20 protein-coding genes are annotated in these 17,540 nt (G+C 53.9%); 10 read left to right on the top strand and 10 right to left on the bottom strand.

Translation table 11 applies throughout. From position 1 onward, the window contains the following. The first annotated feature begins 259 nt into the window (after positions 1–259). Positions 260–595: a Grx4 family monothiol glutaredoxin gene (locus tag COO59_RS04440; protein ID WP_205960846.1), complete on the top strand. Its 336-nt coding sequence runs from the start codon at positions 260–262 to the stop codon at positions 593–595. Between the two features lie 65 nt (positions 596–660). Here the strand turns inward: COO59_RS04440 and rnt are convergent, their stop codons facing one another. The 4 genes from rnt to eptA all read right to left on the bottom strand — a co-directional run bounded on the left by rnt (position 661) and on the right by eptA (position 4,235). Then, complete coding sequence (gene rnt / locus COO59_RS04435) at positions 661–1,341, bottom strand: ribonuclease T (RefSeq protein ID WP_103058624.1); 681 nt, start codon at positions 1,339–1,341, stop codon at positions 661–663. A gap of 99 nt (positions 1,342–1,440) precedes the next feature. Beyond that, on the bottom strand, positions 1,441–1,848 hold the full coding sequence (gene gloA, locus COO59_RS04430) for a lactoylglutathione lyase (RefSeq protein ID WP_103058623.1): 408 nt from the start codon (positions 1,846–1,848) through the stop codon (positions 1,441–1,443). Between the two features lie 129 nt (positions 1,849–1,977). Further along, positions 1,978–2,568 (bottom strand): TetR/AcrR family transcriptional regulator, encoded by a 591-nt coding sequence (locus tag COO59_RS04425; protein ID WP_103058622.1) that lies wholly within the window; start codon positions 2,566–2,568, stop codon positions 1,978–1,980. Between the two features lie 38 nt (positions 2,569–2,606). Next, a complete protein-coding gene (gene eptA, locus COO59_RS04420; protein WP_103058621.1) occupies positions 2,607–4,235 on the bottom strand; it encodes a phosphoethanolamine transferase EptA in 1,629 nt (542 codons plus the stop codon). A gap of 176 nt (positions 4,236–4,411) precedes the next feature. Between eptA and COO59_RS04415 the strand changes: the two genes are divergently transcribed. The 4 genes from COO59_RS04415 (at position 4,412) to slyA (ending at position 7,274) form a co-directional block, all read left to right on the top strand. Next, positions 4,412–4,681: a DUF1289 domain-containing protein gene (locus COO59_RS04415; RefSeq protein WP_165786485.1), complete on the top strand. Its 270-nt coding sequence runs from the start codon at positions 4,412–4,414 to the stop codon at positions 4,679–4,681. A 71-nt stretch (positions 4,682–4,752) separates the two neighbouring features. Further along, positions 4,753–5,649: an aldo/keto reductase gene (locus tag COO59_RS04410; protein WP_103058620.1), complete on the top strand. Its 897-nt coding sequence runs from the start codon at positions 4,753–4,755 to the stop codon at positions 5,647–5,649. A 92-nt stretch (positions 5,650–5,741) separates the two neighbouring features. After that, positions 5,742–6,263 (top strand): superoxide dismutase family protein, encoded by a 522-nt coding sequence (gene sodC / locus COO59_RS04405; RefSeq protein ID WP_103058619.1) that lies wholly within the window; start codon positions 5,742–5,744, stop codon positions 6,261–6,263. A 567-nt stretch (positions 6,264–6,830) separates the two neighbouring features. After that, positions 6,831–7,274, top strand: coding sequence for a transcriptional regulator SlyA (gene slyA, locus COO59_RS04400; RefSeq protein ID WP_165786484.1), 444 nt, complete (start codon positions 6,831–6,833; stop codon positions 7,272–7,274). Positions 7,275–7,324: 50 nt separating this feature from the next. On the opposite strand, the gene slyB is transcribed toward slyA, so the two are convergent. Next, a complete protein-coding gene (slyB, locus tag COO59_RS04395) occupies positions 7,325–7,792 on the bottom strand; it encodes an outer membrane lipoprotein SlyB (RefSeq protein WP_103058618.1) in 468 nt (155 codons plus the stop codon). A 288-nt stretch (positions 7,793–8,080) separates the two neighbouring features. On the opposite strand from slyB, the gene anmK reads away from it, so the two are divergent. The 5 genes from anmK (at position 8,081) to pdxY (ending at position 12,571) form a co-directional block, all read left to right on the top strand. Then, on the top strand, positions 8,081–9,199 hold the full coding sequence (gene anmK / locus COO59_RS04390; RefSeq protein ID WP_103058711.1) for an anhydro-N-acetylmuramic acid kinase: 1,119 nt from the start codon (positions 8,081–8,083) through the stop codon (positions 9,197–9,199). Between the two features lie 19 nt (positions 9,200–9,218). Then, complete coding sequence (locus COO59_RS04385) at positions 9,219–9,533, top strand: MliC family protein (RefSeq protein WP_103058617.1); 315 nt, start codon at positions 9,219–9,221, stop codon at positions 9,531–9,533. A 56-nt stretch (positions 9,534–9,589) separates the two neighbouring features. Then, positions 9,590–10,246, top strand: a complete 657-nt coding sequence (pdxH, locus tag COO59_RS04380; protein ID WP_103058616.1) for a pyridoxamine 5'-phosphate oxidase — start codon at positions 9,590–9,592, stop codon at positions 10,244–10,246. 132 nt (positions 10,247–10,378) lie between these two features. Beyond that, positions 10,379–11,653, top strand: a complete 1,275-nt coding sequence (tyrS, locus tag COO59_RS04375; protein ID WP_103058615.1) for a tyrosine--tRNA ligase — start codon at positions 10,379–10,381, stop codon at positions 11,651–11,653. A 57-nt stretch (positions 11,654–11,710) separates the two neighbouring features. After that, on the top strand, positions 11,711–12,571 hold the full coding sequence (pdxY, locus tag COO59_RS04370; RefSeq protein ID WP_103058614.1) for a pyridoxal kinase PdxY: 861 nt from the start codon (positions 11,711–11,713) through the stop codon (positions 12,569–12,571). Between the two features lie 59 nt (positions 12,572–12,630). On the opposite strand, the gene gstA is transcribed toward pdxY, so the two are convergent. The 5 genes from gstA to rsxG all read right to left on the bottom strand — a co-directional run bounded on the left by gstA (position 12,631) and on the right by rsxG (position 17,538). Continuing rightward, positions 12,631–13,236 carry a glutathione transferase GstA gene (gene gstA, locus COO59_RS04365; RefSeq protein ID WP_103058613.1) on the bottom strand — a complete coding sequence of 202 codons (606 nt, stop codon included), beginning with the start codon at positions 13,234–13,236 and terminating at the stop codon, positions 12,631–12,633. A 124-nt stretch (positions 13,237–13,360) separates the two neighbouring features. Further along, positions 13,361–14,848 (bottom strand): dipeptide/tripeptide permease DtpA, encoded by a 1,488-nt coding sequence (gene dtpA / locus COO59_RS04360; RefSeq protein ID WP_103058612.1) that lies wholly within the window; start codon positions 14,846–14,848, stop codon positions 13,361–13,363. Positions 14,849–15,591: 743 nt separating this feature from the next. After that, positions 15,592–16,227, bottom strand: a complete 636-nt coding sequence (gene nth / locus COO59_RS04355) for an endonuclease III (protein ID WP_103058611.1) — start codon at positions 16,225–16,227, stop codon at positions 15,592–15,594. Next, complete coding sequence (locus tag COO59_RS04350) at positions 16,224–16,913, bottom strand: electron transport complex subunit E (RefSeq protein ID WP_103058610.1); 690 nt, start codon at positions 16,911–16,913, stop codon at positions 16,224–16,226. Before COO59_RS04350 ends, nth begins: the two co-directional genes overlap by 4 nt. Then, positions 16,906–17,538, bottom strand: a complete 633-nt coding sequence (gene rsxG / locus COO59_RS04345) for an electron transport complex subunit RsxG (RefSeq protein WP_103058609.1) — start codon at positions 17,536–17,538, stop codon at positions 16,906–16,908. Before rsxG ends, COO59_RS04350 begins: the two co-directional genes overlap by 8 nt. Positions 17,539–17,540 lie beyond the last annotated feature (2 nt).

Raw genomic sequence — 17,540 nt, 5'->3', positions numbered from 1 at the left:
AAAAGATAAAGCCTTTTTCAGTGAAGTAAAATTTAAATGCATATAGATGTAAAAATAAGCATAAACAGGCGCTTAACTCAGCAAAGTTATTGCCAGGTATTAATCATCGGCGAATAAAATCCCCCTGACTGACGTTATTTTGGCCTGACGACACGGTACAATAACCTGCGTTATTTAACCTTACAGAAAATGTCGTTTTCAGCGACCCGCTACAGTCGCTACAATCAATAGACACGAAGCATGCTATTTAAGGAAGGCAATTATGAGTACTGTTGAAAAAATTCAGCGCCAGATCGCAGAAAACCCGATTCTGCTCTATATGAAAGGTTCGCCAAAGTTACCAAGCTGCGGCTTTTCTGCGCAGACGGTTCAGGCTCTTTCTGCCTGTGGTGAGCGCTTCGCCTATGTGGATATTCTGCAAAGCCCCGACATTCGTGCTGAACTGCCGAAATATGCTAACTGGCCGACCTTCCCGCAGCTGTGGGTTGATGGTGAACTGGTTGGCGGCTGCGATATTGTGATTGAAATGTTCCAGCGCGGCGAACTGCAGACGCTGATTAAAGAAACGGCGGAAAAATATAAAGAAGCGGAATAAGTTTTCATCCCGCTTAACACAGCAAAGGGCGCACTGAGCGCCCTTTTTTACGCTTGCCGATGACGTTATTCGCTGTCGGTGGTCTGTGCATCGGCGGGCTGCTGTTCGGCGACCGGCAGCGGCGGCCAGCCGCCCAGGCGTTTCCAGCGGTTTACCAGTTCGCAAAACAGTTCTGCCGTGCGCTCGGTATCGTACAGCGCCGAATGCGCCTGGCTGGCGTCAAAGGCGATGCCCGCCGCCTTACAGGCTTTCGCCAGCACCGTCTGGCCGACGACCAGCCCGCTCAGGGCTGCGGTATCAAACGTGGCGAACGGATGAAAAGGGTTACGCTTTAGCGCGGTCCGCTCGGCAGCGGCCATCATAAAGCTGTGATCAAAATTAGCGTTATGCGCCACGACGATGGCACGGTTGCAGCCCTGATCTTTCATGCCCTTGCGCACCTGCTTAAAGATAGCGTGCAGCGCATCATATTCATTAACCGCGCCGCGCAGCGGATTATCAGGATCGATACCATTGAACGCCAGCGCCTCCGGATGCAGAATCGCGCCCTCAAAAGGCTCTACGTGAAAATGCAGCGTCTGGTCGAGCTGTAACCAGCCATCGTTATCCATTTTCAACGTAACGGCGGCAATTTCCAGCAGTGCATCGGTTCTGGCATTAAATCCGGCGGTTTCAATATCAATCACCACCGGATAAAACCCGCGGAAGCGGTCAGATAACGCGTTCAGTTGTTTCGATTCAGACATCAGGATCTCATTGGCGAAAAAATGCAGCGCGCATTATGGCAAATTTCGGCAGGGGTTGCAGCAGCGGGAAAAAGCAGGGCGCCTGCAGGCGCCCAAAACTTAGTTGCCGAGGCCGTGGCCGGCGTGTTTATTTTCAATCAGTTCGATTTTATATCCGTCCGGATCTTCTACAAAGGCGATAACGGTGCTGCCACCTTTGACCGGGCCAGCTTCGCGGGTAACCTTGCCGCCCGCCTGACGAATGGTTTCACAGGTGGCGGCGACATCATCCACGCCAAGAGCGATGTGACCATAGGCGTTGCCGAGATCGTATTGATCAACGCCCCAGTTATAGGTCAGCTCAATCACCGCGCCTTCGCTTTCGTCGGTGTAGCCAACAAACGCCAGATTATATTTATATTCCTGGTTTTCACTTTCGCGCAGCAGACGCATGCCCAGCACGCGGGTATAAAAATCAAGGGAACGCTGCATATCGCCAACGCGCAGCATAGTATGAAGTAAGCGCATAATAGTCTCCAAAGGGGGGTTATCATCCGATAACGGTCAAAAAAGCTTAGTATAGCCGCCTGTTTCCAACCGGGAAAACCGGCGCCGGTAATGAGTAGACCAGTCGTCTTGAAAACGGTTTTTTTTAATTTAGCTCTCCGGCAACAGCTGTAAAATTGCCTGTAGCGCATGGGTTAATGCACTGCCATCGCGCCATATTTTGCTCTGCAGGCTGGCGCCGAGCCAGAGCGAATAAAGCGTCTGCGCCATGACGTCGGGTGAACAGCTCAGGCGAAGTTCGTCTTGCGTAACGGCAACGCGCAGCGTCGTGGTCAGGATCGCCATCTGAGCGGCGGTGCCCTGTTCCAGCGCCAGCCTCATCTCTTCTGACAGGTCGCAAACCTCGGCGGAAATTTTAACCGCCAGGCAGTTTTCAATATGACCGGTTTCGCGAAAGCGCTGTTCCGCCTGGCGATAATAATCCAGCAGGCGCTGGCGCGGCGGCAGTGGCGCATCAAACCATATCAGCATACTGTGACGCACAGCGCTGAAATAGCGCTCCAGCATGGCGACGCCGAAGGCTTCTTTAGAGCGAAAATAGTGATAAAACGATCCCTTCGGCACGCCGGCCTGACTGAGCAGTTCACTCAGGCCCATGCCGGTAAAGCCGCGCTGCAAACAGAGCTGCTCGCCGATGGCGAGCAGCTGTTCACGGGTATCATGTCGGGTCGTTTTACTCATGACGCTCAGGGTAATAGACCGGTTGGTCTAATGCAACCCTAATGCGCCTGACAGGTTTTCAGCAGGTCAAGCCGCGGCTGATAGAGAGCGGTTTGAACGTTGACCATCCCTAACAGCGTATGGAAAACATTATCCTGCGAAATCTCATCCTGCTGCGCATGCTGACGCAGACAGGATTCGTTAACGCCAAAAGTACGGGCGTAATCGGAAGAGAGCCACAGCAGAAAAGGAATATGCGTTTGCTGGCTGGGAGCAAACAGATAAGGCGTTCCATGCAGATACATACCGTGCTCGCCCAGCGATTCGCCATGATCGGAGAGATAAATCAGCGCCACGTTAAAGCGATCCTGATAAGATTTTAACAAATCGATGGTGTCGCTCAGCATGGAATCGGTATACAGCAGCGTATTGTCATAGGTGTTCACCAGCGCCTGATGATTGCAATCCTGAATCTGTTTGCTGTCGCAGGTTGGCGTGAACTGCCGCATCGCGGGCGGATAGCGTAAATAGTAAGCGGGGCCATGGCTGCCCATCTGATGCAGCACAATCACCGAGTCATCCTTAACGCCATCAATATAGTGCGATAAACGGTGCAGCAGAGCTTCATCCAGACAGTAGTCGCTGCGGCAAATATTCTGCAGTTTCCATAATGTCATATCGGTATGCGGAATACGGTTGCAGGCGCCTTTACAGCCGCCATCGTTTTCGCGCCACATCACGTTGACGCCCGCATGCGCCAGCACATCCATCAGGCCTTCCTGATGTCGCGCCAGGTTGGCGTTATATTGCGAACGCGGCATGCCTGAAAACATGCAGGGCACTGAAATAGCGGTTTCTGTCCCGCATGAGCTGGCGTGCTGATAGTAAATGACGTTCTGCTGTTTTAGCTTAGGGTTTGTCTCACGGCTGTAGCCGCCGAGCGAGAAATTTTCCGCCCGCGCCGTTTCGCCCAGCACGAAAATGACCAGCGTCTTTTTTTCGGCGGCTTTAATCAGCGGACCTTTATGGGCATCCTGACCTATGCGCACCAGTTCTTTGCTGCCCTGCAGCCAGCGGTTATCAACATAGTTAATGACGCCGCTTACCACATTGGCAGGCGTTACCATTTTTACCAACCCTTTGTTATTACGAAACAAAGAGGCGTAATCCTTATACATCAGGGCGGCGATCAGTAAAATAATCAGGACGGAGCCGATACACCATATCGCCCGCATCGCCAGGGCGAACCACCACGGGCGCGTCGCCTTAATCTTCGTTACGGCTATTATCAGCGCAGGAATAATCCCCAGCACCAGCAGCCACAGCACGTATCGCAGGCTAAGCAGGGCGGTCGCCTCCTGCAGATCCGTTTCAAAGACGTTTTGCACCATATTGGTGTCAATAACCGTACCGAAGCTATACATAAAGTAATTTGCCGCCGCGCCACATAGCAGCAAAATAATCAGCAGCGGCTTGCGGATCCAGGGCAAAGCCAACAGGTTAAATATCAGCATAAAGGCGCAAAACAGCACCAGCGGAATCGAGGCGAGAAACAGATAGTCATGCAGATGAGTCCGGGGAGTGCTTTCTGCCGCACGGACAATAAACTGAGCATTAAGGATAAAGGTAAAAAACAGTGCGCAACCGATAAGAAATAAAGATTCACTACAGCGTATTTTTTTTAGCATTCGTATAAACAATATAAAAGTTGAAGGTTTTATACAGCTTAGGTTTAAAAGCTTAGTAAAACCTTAACGTAAGTTTAATAAAGCGACAGTTGACCGAAAATGTCCAACGCTCGTTTACTGACGAATAATATGAATTTTCTGAACCAGGCTTGCGCTCCAGCCTGAAGATGGCTTGAATGAAAGAAGGCGTTTACTCAGGAGGCGATGTGGCAGAGCAGCTTGAATTTTTCCCGGTGCCAAGCCCGTGCCGCGGTATTTGTCAGTCAGATGAGCGCGGATACTGCCGTGGCTGCCTGCGCAGCCGTGAAGAGCGCTTTAACTGGATGCAATACAGCGATGCACGCAAGCGCGAAGTGCTGCGCCTCTGCCGGCAGCGCTGGTTACGCCTGCATCGCAGCGAAAAACCGTCTCCCCCCGAAGAACCCCAACAACCGTCACTGTTTTGATATTTCCCCCTTTTTTTCTCTGACGACAGCGTATACTGCGGGCCTGAAACGTTAGTCGCAAAGGTAAAAAAATGACAGAACGAGTGCGTATCGCGCCGCAGGGGCCAGAGTTTTCCCGTTTGGTGATGGGCTACTGGCGGTTAATGGATTGGCAAATGTCCGCGCAGCAGCTGACGGGGTTTATTGAACAGCATCTGGAGTTGGGCATTACCACCGTTGATCATGCGGATATTTATGGTGATTATCAGTGCGAAGCCGCTTTTGGCGCGGCGCTGCGACTGGAACCCTCGCTACGTCACCGGATGGAGCTGGTGAGCAAATGCGGCATCGCCACCACCGCCAGGCCAGAACATACGCTTGGCCACTATATTACCGATGGCGACCATATTATCCGCAGTGCGGAAACCACCTTACGCCATTTCTCTACCGACTATCTCGATCTGCTGCTGATACATCGGCCCGATCCGTTAATGGACGCGGATGAGGTAGCGGAAGCCTTTAGCGCGCTGCATCAGAGCGGTAAAGTGCGCCATTTCGGCGTTTCCAACTTTACGCCGTCGCAGTTTGCGCTCTTACAGTCACGTCTGCCGTTTACGCTGGTGACTAACCAGGTCGAAATTTCCCCGCTTTATCAGGGAACGCTATTAGACGGTACGCTCGATCAGTGTCAGCAGCTGCGGATTAAGCCGATGGCCTGGTCCTGCCTCGGCGGCGGTCGTCTGTTCAGCGAAGAGAAGTTTGCGCCGTTGCGGGCTGAGCTACAGGCCGTTGCCGAAGAGACGGGGGCCGAAACGATGGAGCAGGTGGCTTATGCCTGGATCATGCGCCTGCCGTCCATGCCGTTGCCGGTTATCGGTTCGGGAAAAATTGAGCGGGTGCGCGCCGTACAAAAAGCCGGTGCCATCCAGCTTAGCCGCCAGCAGTGGTTCCGCATTCGCAAAGCCGCGCTGGGCTATGACGTGCCGTAAATAAACGCAAAGAAACGCTGCCGTATTCGGCTAAATCCTGATTTTCCTTCCAGGCTATAGAGGCAAGCTGACATTAATCTGCAGGAGGTTGGATGAAATATTACGGTTTGGCAGCGTTGACGCTGCTGATATGCGGCTACGCACAGGCGGCCAGTGAAGAAGTCACGCTGCATCGCGTGACCAAAGAGGGTATTGGCGCATCCGTTGGCACGGTAAAAATCGATGAAACGGCCTACGGACTGACGTTTACGCCAAATCTTACGCAACTTCCGCCGGGCATTCATGGCTTTCATGTCCATGCTAATGGCAGCTGCGAGCCCGCGACTACCGAGGGGAAAACCGTGCCGGCGGGCGCGGCGGGCGGCCACTTTGATCCGCAGAATAGCGGTAAGCATCTTAGCCCCTGGGGCGAGGGGCACCTGGGCGATCTCCCGGCGCTGTACGTTAGCGCCGAAGGCACAGCCAGTAACCCGGTGCTGGCGCCGCGCCTGAAAAAAATCAGTGAAATTTCCGGTAAGGCGCTGATGATCCATATGGGCGGCGATAATCACAGCGATCATCCGCAGCCGCTGGGCGGCGGTGGCGCACGTTACGCCTGCGGCGTCATTAAGTAAGCTTTCTCCTGCAGCAGGTAATGCCATGCCCGATCTGCGGATCGGGCAATTTTTACCTCGGCCCCTTGCCGGGGAAACACCAAAGTTTTGCTTATCAATAGTCCATTCAGCACGCTTTATCGCTTCTTTGAGACGTTACCCATTGATCTAACTTGCTATCCCGGCATGATTACCGGTGCGCGCGTATCGGAATATTCCGTACGTTATGGCGTAATGTCTGTTCGAAAGGCCGTTCAACGCGCCGATCGGCCGTGACGAAATCAACCGTGAGCGGTCAAAGCAAAATTGGCGGTAGCCAACTTACCCGCCCAATTGATAGCCCTCTGGCTCCTGCGTTTTCGGTACTTAACTGGGTAAGTAACGCCTGGCTGCATGGGCGGAAATCTGAAAAAGATTGCTAAACAGCAGGATACGCCAACAGAGCCATCCTCAATTACACAGAGATGCAAGGTGTTTGCATCAGGAACGAATATCCTTTACACAGCGTGCTGAATTTGTATTTTGCCCGTTAAACTCGCAAAATAGACTAAAATCACGCTTGATTGCTAGCAAGCTAATTATAAGGAGATGAAATTGGATACGCCATTAGGAACGGATTTAGCACGCTTAGTGCGCATCTGGCGTGCGCTGATCGATCAACGTCTTAAACCACTGGAACTGACGCAAACTCATTGGGTTACGTTGCATAACATTCATCAATTACCCCCGCATCAGTCACAAATTCAGCTGGCTAAAGCTATCGGTATTGAACAGCCCTCACTGGTGCGTACGTTAGATCAGCTGGAAGAGAAAGGGCTGATTATGCGTTGTACCTGCGCTAACGATCGGCGGGCGAAACGCATCAAACTGACGAAAGCGGCGGAGCCTGTCATCGAAGAAGTGGAACATGTGATCGATGCCACGCGTGATGATATTTTAGCGGGCATTTCGAAACGCGAAGTCGATCAGCTGATTACGCTTATCGCGCGCCTGGAGAAAAACATCGCTGAACTGCACAAGAAAAGTGAGTGATGCAGGATTAAAAAACCGACGCTTTGCGTCGGTTTTTTAATGAGCAAGCCTTAACGCGGAGAAACGGTAACCTGGCTGCCGTTTGAGGCAAGTACCACTCGCTGACCTACGGAGTAACGGCTGGCGGCCTGTTTCTGTACCACCATAATAGTGTTGCCGTCATCCTTACGAATTTCCAGTTCCACACCGTCCGCTTTATTCACCGCGCTCTGTACGCCCTGACCGGCTACGCCGCCCAGTACCGCGCCGCCGGCGGTAGCCAGACTACGACCGGTGCCGCCGCCTACCGTGTTACCCAGGAAACCGCCCAGTACCGCGCCGCCGATAGCGCCGATAACGTTATTCTCATCGCCGCCCTGAATTTTAACCGGGCGAACGGATACCAGCGTCCCGTAGCTCACGCTCTGCACCTGCTTAGCTTCGTTAGCGCTGTACACGTCACCGGAAAGCGTATCCGTGTTAGCACAGCCTGCCAGCGTCATGCCTGCCAGCGCCACAACTAATAAACGCTTCATCATTATAAAGCTCCTTTCATGATTGTTGACTGCAACAAAAAGACAGCCACAGATGACCTAATTATACGGCAGAACCTGCGCCTGTTTTAAAATAATGAAAAAAGACGAGGGCTGAGCATAGACCGTATCGGATAAACAAAGATTCAATTATGCCAGCAAAAAAACATATGCTGAATGTAAAAGCGTCGGGTCGTACATAAAAAACAACAATTAATCATAGAATTACCCTGCCTTTTTTGCCAGGCTGAGGGCTGTTTGAATATTCTTCCATAGCGGAAGTAAGGTCGCATGATGAAATCGGGACGCTATATTGGCGTGATGTCCGGTACCAGCCTGGATGGCGTGGATGTGGTGTTAGCCGTGATTGATGAACAGATGGTGGCACAACAGGCAAGCTATTGTCATCCGTTGCCGCCGGCGATACGCCAGCAGCTGTTGGCGATCAATCAGGGACAAAACCTGACGCTGTCGCAGCTGGGGCAGCTGGATACGCGTCTTGGCCGTCTGTTTGCCGAAGCGGTGTTAACCCTAATGAAGCAGCAAAACCTGAGCGCCGATGCTATTAACGCTATCGGCTGTCACGGCCAGACGGTATGGCATGAGCCTTATGGCGATGCGCCCAACACGCTGCAGATAGGCGACAATAACCAGATTGCCGCCGCGACCGGCATCACCGTGGTCGGCGACTTTCGTCGGCGCGATATGGCGCTGGGCGGGCAGGGCGCGCCGCTGGTGCCCGCTTTTCATCAGGCGCTGCTGATGCATCCGCAGGAGCGTCGAATGGTATTGAATATCGGCGGTATCGCGAATCTTTCCGTGCTGATCCCCGGCAGAGCGCCAGGCGGGTACGATACCGGCCCTGGCAATATGCTCATGGATGCGTGGATCTGGCGTCATCAGGGTCTGCCTTATGATAAGGATGGCGCATGGGCAGGCAGCGGAAAGGTCATTCTGCCGCTATTAAAGCAGATGCTCAGTGACGGCTGGTTTGCGCTGCCGGCACCCAAAAGCACCGGCAGAGAATATTTTAACTTTGGCTGGATCGAAAAGCAGCTCGGCCGCTTTCCAGCCGTGGCTGCGCAGGATGTGCAGGCAACGCTGCTGGAGCTGACGGCGGCTACCATCAGCGAGCAGGTGCTGTTGAGCGGTGGCTGCGATCGTTTGCTGGTTTGCGGCGGCGGCTGTCGTAATCCGCTGCTGATGGCGCGTCTGGCCGCGTTGTTAGCCGGCACTGAAGTCTCGACGACTGATAAAGTCGGGATTAATGGCGATGATATGGAAGGGCTCGCTTTCGCCTGGCTGGCTTATCGCACCTTATCCGGGCTGCCGGGCAATCTGCCCTCGGTTACCGGCGCCCGTGAAGCCAGCGTGCTGGGCGCTATTTATCCGGCCAATCGGCCGCTATTGTGACATATCGCAAGGAGATAACATGCGCAAAAATCTAACGTTGCTCCCGATCCTGCTGCTGGCCGGCTGCGGCCTGTTTGGCAAACGCCAGCAGGATGAGCAGACGCTACACTATCTGTGCGGCACGCTGCCGCTGACGGTAAAAATCGCGCAACAGCAGGCGCATTTAATCATGGACGGCCAGCCGCTGATGCTAACCGAACAGGTGTCCGCCTCCGGCGTGCGCTACAGCGATGGCACCTACAGTTTCTGGTCCAGGGGCGACAGCGCCTTTATTGAACGCAATCAGCGCGTTATCGTGAATGATTGCCAGCTGCAGACAACGCAGGCGCGTTGAATATTATCAGGGGGAATAGCACAATAGCGGCCCCCCTTTGCTATGGTGGGATCCTTATGAGTGACAACGACAGTTTGCAACAGATTGCCCATTTGCGCCGTGAATATACTCGCGGCGGCCTGCGTCGTAACGATCTGCCCGAACAGCCGCTGGCGTTATTTGAACAGTGGCTGCGTCAGGCCTGTGATGCCCAGCTGCCTGACCCCACCGCGATGTGCGTGGCGACGGTCGATGCCACGGGGCAACCTTATCAGCGCATCGTATTGCTCAAACATTACGACGAGCGCGGCATGATTTTCTATACCAACCTTGGCAGCCGGAAGGCGCAGCAGCTGGCCAATAACCCGCGCGTGAGCCTGCTGTTTCCCTGGCATTTCCTGGAGCGTCAGGTCATGGTGCTGGGAGAGGTGGAAAAACTATCGACGCTGGAGGTGGTGAAATATTTCCACAGCCGCCCGCGCGATAGTCAAATTGGCGCCTGGGTTTCGCAGCAGTCGAGCCGCATTTCAGCGCGCGGCGTACTGGAAAGTAAATTTCTTGAGCTGAAACAGAAATTCAGTCAGGGCGAAGTGCCGCTGCCCAGCTTCTGGGGCGGGTTTCGGATAAAAATTGACGCAATGGAGTTCTGGCAGGGCGGCGAAAACCGGCTACACGATCGCTTTTTCTATCAGCGCGACGGTGAGCGCTGGAAAATCGATCGGCTGGCGCCCTGAATTCACTAAATAACCGCCTGAGGCGCTGGCGCTGGCGGCAACGGCGCTTTATTCTATACGCTTCATTTCTCCGCACGTCAGCGGAAAGCTGTGTACCAGCATAGGTGCAGTCGTTACAACATGGAGTCTTTAATGACCAGCAGTAACCTGATTAAACAATTGCAAGAGCGGGGCCTGATAGCCCAGGTAACGGACGAGGATGCGTTAGCAGAGAGACTGGCGCAAGGGCCGATCGCTCTCTATTGCGGCTTCGATCCCACCGCCGACAGCTTGCATTTGGGCCATCTGGTACCTTTGCTTTGTCTGAAACGTTTCCAGGATGCAGGACATAAGCCGGTGGCGCTGGTGGGTGGCGCTACCGGTCTGATTGGCGATCCCAGCTTCAAAGCGGCAGAGCGCAAGCTGAACACGACTGAAACAGTGAATGAATGGGTAGAAAAAATCCGCCAGCAGGTCGCCCCGTTCCTGGATTTCGACCGTGGCGAAAACAGCGCGGTTGCGGCTAACAACTATGACTGGTTCGGCAGCATGAACGTGCTGACCTTCCTGCGCGATATTGGCAAACACTTCTCTGTTAACCAGATGATTAACAAAGAGGCGGTGAAGCAGCGTCTGAACCGTGAAGATCAGGGCATCTCGTTTACCGAGTTCTCCTACAATCTGCTGCAGGGCTATGACTTCGCCTGCCTGAACGAACGCTATGGCGTGGCGCTGCAGATTGGCGGCTCTGACCAGTGGGGCAATATCACCTCCGGCATCGATCTGACGCGTCGTCTGCATCAAAATCAGGTGTTTGGCCTGACCGTGCCGCTGATCACTAAATCTGACGGCACCAAATTTGGTAAGACGGAAGGCGGCGCGGTCTGGCTGGACGCGAAGAAAACCAGCCCGTACAAATTCTATCAGTTCTGGATCAATACCGCCGATGCGGACGTTTATCGCTTCCTGAAATTCTTCACCTTTATGAGCATTGAAGAGATCGATGCGCTGGAAGAAGAAGATAAGAACAGCGGTAAAGCGCCGCGCGCCCAATATGTACTGGCCGAGCTGGTCACCCGTCTGGTGCATGGCGAAGAGGGGCTGGCCGCCGCCCAGCGTATTACGCAAAGCCTGTTCTCCGGCAGCCTGAGCGCCATGACCGAAGCGGATTTCGAGCAGCTGGCGCAGGATGGCATGCCGACCATTATGCTGGATGCCGAAGCCGATCTTCAGCAGGCGCTGGTTACAGCGGAGCTGGTGCCGTCACGCGGCCAGGCGCGCACCATGATCAATTCTAACGCGGTCACGGTTAACGGTGAAAAACAGTCTGATGCGGAATACCGCTTCAGCGACGGCGATAAGCTGTTTGGCCGCTATACTTTGCTGCGTCGCGGTAAAAAGCACTACTGTCTGGTGTGCTGGAAATAAGCGTAAAAAGGCCGGTTCGACCGGCCTTATTTTTTGGCAAGGCTGTGCAGGTTTACTATGAAAAATATTCTCGCTATTCAGTCTCACGTAGTTTTTGGCCACGCTGGCAACAGCGCGGCGGAATTCCCGATGCGTCGCATGGGCGCGAACGTCTGGCCGTTAAATACCGTCCAGTTTTCTAACCATACGCAATATGGGCACTGGACCGGCACCGTAATGCCGGCCTCGCATCTGACCGACATCGTTAAGGGCATTGCCGATATTGATCGCTTAAAAAGCTGCGACGCCGTCCTGAGCGGCTATCTCGGTTCCGCCGAACAGGGCGAACAGATTCTGGAGATTGTTCGCCAGGTCAAACAGGCCAATCCCAACGCCTGGTACTTCTGCGATCCGGTTATGGGCCATCCTGAAAAGGGCTGCATCGTGGCGCCGGGCGTGGCGGAGTTTCACTGCAAATCCTCGCTGCCTGCCAGCGATATTATCGCGCCTAACCTGCTGGAGCTGGAAATGCTGAGCGGCAGCAGCGTGGCGACGATGGAAGAAGCGGTGACAGTGTCACGTCAGCTGATTGCGCAAGGGCCAAAAATTGTGCTGGTTAAGCATCTGGCGCGCGCCGGACGCCGTAGCGATCGCTTTGAAATGCTGCTGGTCACCGCGCAGGAAGCCTGGCATATCAGCCGTCCGCTGATCGATTTTGGCGTCAGGCAGCCGGTAGGCGTCGGCGATTTAACCAGTGGCTTGCTGTTGGTGAATCTGCTGAAGGGCGAGACGCTGAAGCAGTCGCTGGAGCATATCACTGCTGCGGTGTATGAAGTGATGCTGAAAACCCATGAAATGGGCGAATATGAGCTGCAGCTGGTGGCGGCACAGGATCGTATTGCGCAGCCTCAGCAGCACTTTGCCGCTGAGAAACTGTAATCCGCGCTTGTCGCGCTGGGTGCAAAGAATAACGGGACGCGATGGCGTCCCGTTTGGCATCAGGCCAGTCCTTCCGCCTTCAGCGCGGCGACCACCGCCGGCCGTTCGGCTACGCGCGCCTGCCAGGCCGACAACGCATCCAGGCCGCTCAGGTCCAGCTGCACCGCTTTTGCCCAGCGCGAGACCACAAACAGATAGGCGTCCGCCACGCTAAAGCGCGTACCTGCCAGCCATTGCTTATCCTGCAGCTCATCATTGATATAGCGGAATTTACGTTCCAGCTGCTGGCGCTGCTGTGCCTTAAATCCTTCAGGCGTATCCGGGCGAAACAGCGGAGTGAAGCCTTTATGCAGCTCGGTGGCGATATAATTTAGCCACTCCAGCGTATGGTAACGGGTCAGGCTTCCCGCTGGCGCCAGCAGCTGGCGATCGGGTTTCAGATCGGCCAGATATTGCACGATAGCCGGGCCTTCAGTGAGCAGAGTGCCGTCATCCAGTTCCAGGGCTGGCACCTGCCCCTTGGGATTAATCTGCCAGTAATCTTCACCGCGCTCGGTTTTCTTACTGGCTAAATCGACATTCACCTGAGTGAAATCAAGGCCGCACTCACGCAGGATGATATGGGGGGAGAGGGAACAGGCGCCGGCTTTACTGAACAGTTTCATACAATGCTCCTTGTTGCATGCGGGGATGAGCAACATCCTACTGCGGGCATCCTTAAATGTCAGCGGAAAAAAGAATAAAAAAAGCCGTCACGAGGACGGCTTTCTTGTGCGTTACGCCAGGCGCTTACGGCTGTTTAGGCGCGTCATGATCGATAGTCATACGATTCAGGATCGGCGCGGTCAGCAGCATCAGCACGGCGATAATCGCCGTGGCGATACCGATTTTCTGGAACACATCGCTGTAGATATGCAGTGACTGCAGCGGATCGTTGATGCCTTCCGGCACCGCCATCAGGTTAGCAACCTTACCGGCAATCATTGCGGCACCGGCGGTGGTCAAAAACCAGGAGCCCATAATAAAGCCCATCAGACGCTGCGGCACCAGCTGAGCGACCATCGCCAGGCCGAGGCCTGAAATCATCAGCTCACCGATACTTTGCAACGCATAGCTCAGGATCAGCCAGTTAACGGATACGATGCCCAGCTGATTCGCAAAGCTGGCGCCCAGCGGCAGCACCAGGAAGGCGCCGGAGCAGAGGACCATACCGATAGCAAATTTATGCGGCATCGGCAGGCGATCGCCCATTTTGTTATAGACGGCGGCCAGAATCGGGCTGGCAACCATGATCCAGAACGGGTTCAGCGCCTGATACTGCTCAGGTTCGAAAGCGATACCCAGAATAGTGTGTTCCACGTTGCGAATGGCGAAGAAGTTAAGCGAGGTCGGCATCTGCATATAGAGAACGAAAAACACAATCGCTTCTACCATCAGCAGGAAGGCGACGATCATTCTACGACGTGCCGCGCCCTGCAAGGCGAACGCCTCTTTCGCGAAGATCAGGATGATGCCCAGCGCAATCACGCCCAGCACGATACGGGCAATAAACTGATGATGCAGCAGCCAGGTCGCGACAGAAATCAGCACCACCACGCCTACCAGCGTTGCCAGCAGTTTACCTATATGCAGCGGCGCGAAATCGGGCTTAGAACCGTACTCCTTCACCATCTTTTGACACAGCAGGAAGTTAATGACCGTAATCGCCAGGCCGACCACTGAAAGCGCAAAGGCCACGCTCCAGCCGTAGCGAGCCGCCAGCCACGGCGTCAGCATCATGGAAACCAGCGAACCCACGTTAATCGACATATAGAACATGGTGAAGGCGCCGTCGATACGCGGGTCGTCTTTGTCATAGCAGGTAGAAAGCAGGGAAGCCGGGTTGGCTTTAAACAGGCCGCTACCCATAGCAATGGTGGCCATGCCGATATAAACCATCGACACGTCATGCCCCGACCAGGCAACCAGGCTGTAGCCTACCGCCAGTACCAGCGCGCCGAGCACGATCACGCGTTTGGTGCCTAATACTTTATCGCCCAGCCAGCCGCCAATGGCGGTCAGGCCGTAAACCAGCGCGCTGAACGATGAGAAAAGCGTAATGGAATCAGATTCGGACATACCCAGCTGTTTAACCAGGTAGACCGCCATAATGGCCTGCAGGCCGTAGTAGCCGAAACGTTCCCAAAGTTCGATAGAAAAGATCAGATAAAACGCTTTTGGCTGTTTGAACGCATTGAGGCTGGTTGCCTCATCAGTGTGTTTGTTTGCTGTAGACACTGTTACCTCTGTTGTTTCAACCTGATTTTCACCAGGAAATAAGACCGCGTCGCTGGCGAAACCCGCGCACGGTTCTGTAATTAAATCTGAAAAAACGGCGGTTAATTTCTCTTATCCCGCCACCAGTGGCAAGTGTTTTTTTATTTGCTATCCACAGGCCGTTCATCAGGGTTAACGGTAAGAGTTTAGCTTGTTAAATAGTGTTAAGTGCTGTTTGATGTTTTATTGATGGAATAATATGTCATTTTAACCGGGCAGGAGCGGGAAAAAGGGCGATTGTTTTCTGGTTACCTGTTTGGCCGTGCGACGTATGAAAAATGACGAATAATACAGAATAATTCGCTGAAATAAGAGGCTTTTGGGCATTTTTATGAATGTTAATAACAACTTGCGTAACTGGCTTAATTGATAACGCTTGTGGCGTGAGCGGGATCACGCTTTAACATAATAATTTAAGAAGAAAAATAAGCGTTGATGAATTATTAAACTGTAAAAGCCGGAAAAAAATATATTATGCCCGGCTAAAGCGGCAGATTAACGAATTAAATGCAGGAACTGCGCAGGGCTTCAAGCGATCCGGAATAGCGTTAATAATCTGCTTTCCGCTATAACCGGGCAGATCTATTTCTGGTTCTCTTACCAATAGATTTACGCCCGACAATAGCGCCCGGCGGCGGATAAATTACCGCCGCGCCGCATAAATGAAAGCCGATCGGTTTTTTTGGGCGCTCCGGCCGCCGTCGTCAGAGATCGACCTTCTCTTTATACTCGCACAGATCTTCAATCAGGCAGGAGCCGCAGCGCGGTTTACGGGCAATACAGGTATAGCGCCCGTGTAAAATCAGCCAGTGATGACAATCCACTTTAAACTCGGCGGGCACCACCTTTAACAGCTTCTCTTCTACCTGCTCAACGTTTTTGCCTGGCGCAAAATTGGTGCGGTTACAAACGCGGAAAATATGGGTATCGACGGCTATCGTCGGCCAGCCAAAGGCGGTATTCAGCACCACGTTGGCGGTTTTGCGACCGACGCCGGGCAGGGCTTCCAGCGCGGCGCGATCTTCCGGCACTTCGCCCTGATGCTGCTCCAGCAAAATACGGCAGGTCTTAATCACATTTTCCGCTTTGCTGTTAAACAGGCCGATGGTTTTAATGTACTGTTTTACGCCCTCCACGCCGAGTTCCAGCAGCGCAGCGGGCGTATTAGCGACCGGATACAGCCGGGCCGTCGCCTTATTCACGCTGACATCGGTCGCCTGCGCGGAGAGCAGCACCGCAATCAGCAGCTCAAAAGGCGAGTTAAAATGCAGCTCGGTGGTCGGATGAGGATTGTTATCCCGCAGTCGTGACAGAATCTGATAACGTTTTTCTTTATTCACACCGCTTTCCCGGCTGAGCCCGGCACAAGGCTTTGCTGCGCTGCGGCCCGCGCCTTCATTTTCTGATCGATGACATATTTTGCCGCCAGCAGCATGCCGAGGCCGATAAACGCGCCCGGAGGCAGCATCGCCAGCAGCATGGGCGAATCGAAATGCACCACTTCGATACGCAGCACTTTCGCCCAGCCACCCAGCAGCTGATCGGCACCGTTAAAAATGGTGCCGTTGCCGATAATTTCACGCAGGCAGCCCAGCACGAACATGGCGCAGGTTGCGCCCATACCGATAGCAAAACCGTCCAGCGCCGACAGCGGAACAGAACTTTTCGAGGCGACCGCTTCAGCGCGGCCCACCACAATGCAGTTGGTGACAATCAGCGGAATAAAAATCCCCAGCGACTGATAAAGGCCGTAGGCGTAAGCGTTAATCAGCATCTGCACGCAGCTCACCACCGAGGCGATAATCATCACGTAAACAGGAATACGGATTTCCGACGGCACCCAGCGGCGTGAGGCGGAAATCGCGCTATTGGTAATCGTCAGCACCAGCGTGGTCGCCAGCCCCAGCCCCAGCGCGTTAGTGGCGGTGGAGGTCACGGCCAGCAGCGGACAGAGGCCCAGCAGCTGCACCAGCGAGGAGTTGTTTTTCCACAGGCCGCCGATTAATAAATTTTTAGCTTCACTCATTAGCGTCTCCACAAACGGGTAGCGCAGAAATTTTCTCTGGCAGAGTTTCTATAAGCAGCGTAGCGCGTTTAGCCGCGTTAACCACTGCGCGTGGGGTGATGGTCGCACCGGTAAACTGATCGAAATCACCGCCATCTTTTTTCACTGCGAAATGGTTATCCTGCGCGCCGCGCAGCTGAACGCCGCTAAAGCGCGTAATCCAGTCGGAAATACGCAGGTCGATTTTATCCCCAAGGCCCGGCGTTTCATGATGCTCAACCACCCGCACGCCCAGCACCTTGCCGTGGAAATCTGCGCCGACCAGCAGCTGAATCGCGCCAGAATAACCGTCTGGCGCGGTAGTCTCAAGCGCCGCCGCGACCGCACGATCGTCTTTGCGCGCGATATATAAACGATGAGGTTTATCGTTGCCTAAGGCGCTATCCGTGACAACGTAACACTCTTGCTGCATAACGTTATTGTAGTTCTCTGGCGGCACCACCTGATCCAGCAGAATTTTTTGCTGAACCGCAGTTTGATGCTCGACCGTGGGTCGGGTAACCGTATTAACCACCGCCGTCAGGCCGGTGGTGACGGCAGCAAACAGCGCCAGCCTTACGCCATTTTTACGTATGGTATCCAGCATCC

Origin of the sequence: Mixta theicola (assembly GCF_002895925.1) — a bacterium.
GTDB lineage: Bacteria > Pseudomonadota > Gammaproteobacteria > Enterobacterales > Enterobacteriaceae > Mixta > Mixta theicola.
The sequence above is the reverse complement of the archived record's forward strand: the minus strand, read 5'-3'. Positions and strand labels throughout refer to the sequence as shown.

Excerpts from the sequence above, each read along its gene's own strand:
- pdxY (WP_103058614.1), top strand. The coding sequence starts at position 11,711 with ATGAAAAATATTCTCGCTATTCAGTCTCACGTAGTTTTTGGCCACGCT.
- COO59_RS04385 (WP_103058617.1), top strand. The coding sequence starts at position 9,219 with ATGCGCAAAAATCTAACGTTGCTCCCGATCCTGCTGCTGGCCGGCTGC.
- rnt (WP_103058624.1), bottom strand. The coding sequence starts at position 1,341 with ATGTCTGAATCGAAACAACTGAACGCGTTATCTGACCGCTTCCGCGGG.
- gstA (WP_103058613.1), bottom strand. The coding sequence starts at position 13,236 with ATGAAACTGTTCAGTAAAGCCGGCGCCTGTTCCCTCTCCCCCCATATC.
- anmK (WP_103058711.1), top strand. The coding sequence starts at position 8,081 with ATGAAATCGGGACGCTATATTGGCGTGATGTCCGGTACCAGCCTGGAT.
- slyB (WP_103058618.1), bottom strand. The coding sequence starts at position 7,792 with ATGATGAAGCGTTTATTAGTTGTGGCGCTGGCAGGCATGACGCTGGCA.
- COO59_RS04415 (WP_165786485.1), top strand. The coding sequence starts at position 4,412 with ATGAAAGAAGGCGTTTACTCAGGAGGCGATGTGGCAGAGCAGCTTGAA.
- COO59_RS04425 (WP_103058622.1), bottom strand. The coding sequence starts at position 2,568 with ATGAGTAAAACGACCCGACATGATACCCGTGAACAGCTGCTCGCCATC.
- eptA (WP_103058621.1), bottom strand. The coding sequence starts at position 4,235 with ATGCTAAAAAAAATACGCTGTAGTGAATCTTTATTTCTTATCGGTTGC.
- gloA (WP_103058623.1), bottom strand. The coding sequence starts at position 1,848 with ATGCGCTTACTTCATACTATGCTGCGCGTTGGCGATATGCAGCGTTCC.
- slyA (WP_165786484.1), top strand. The coding sequence starts at position 6,831 with ATGAAATTGGATACGCCATTAGGAACGGATTTAGCACGCTTAGTGCGC.
- tyrS (WP_103058615.1), top strand. The coding sequence starts at position 10,379 with ATGACCAGCAGTAACCTGATTAAACAATTGCAAGAGCGGGGCCTGATA.
- COO59_RS04410 (WP_103058620.1), top strand. The coding sequence starts at position 4,753 with ATGACAGAACGAGTGCGTATCGCGCCGCAGGGGCCAGAGTTTTCCCGT.
- COO59_RS04350 (WP_103058610.1), bottom strand. The coding sequence starts at position 16,913 with ATGAGTGAAGCTAAAAATTTATTAATCGGCGGCCTGTGGAAAAACAAC.
- pdxH (WP_103058616.1), top strand. The coding sequence starts at position 9,590 with ATGAGTGACAACGACAGTTTGCAACAGATTGCCCATTTGCGCCGTGAA.
- rsxG (WP_103058609.1), bottom strand. The coding sequence starts at position 17,538 with ATGCTGGATACCATACGTAAAAATGGCGTAAGGCTGGCGCTGTTTGCT.
- sodC (WP_103058619.1), top strand. The coding sequence starts at position 5,742 with ATGAAATATTACGGTTTGGCAGCGTTGACGCTGCTGATATGCGGCTAC.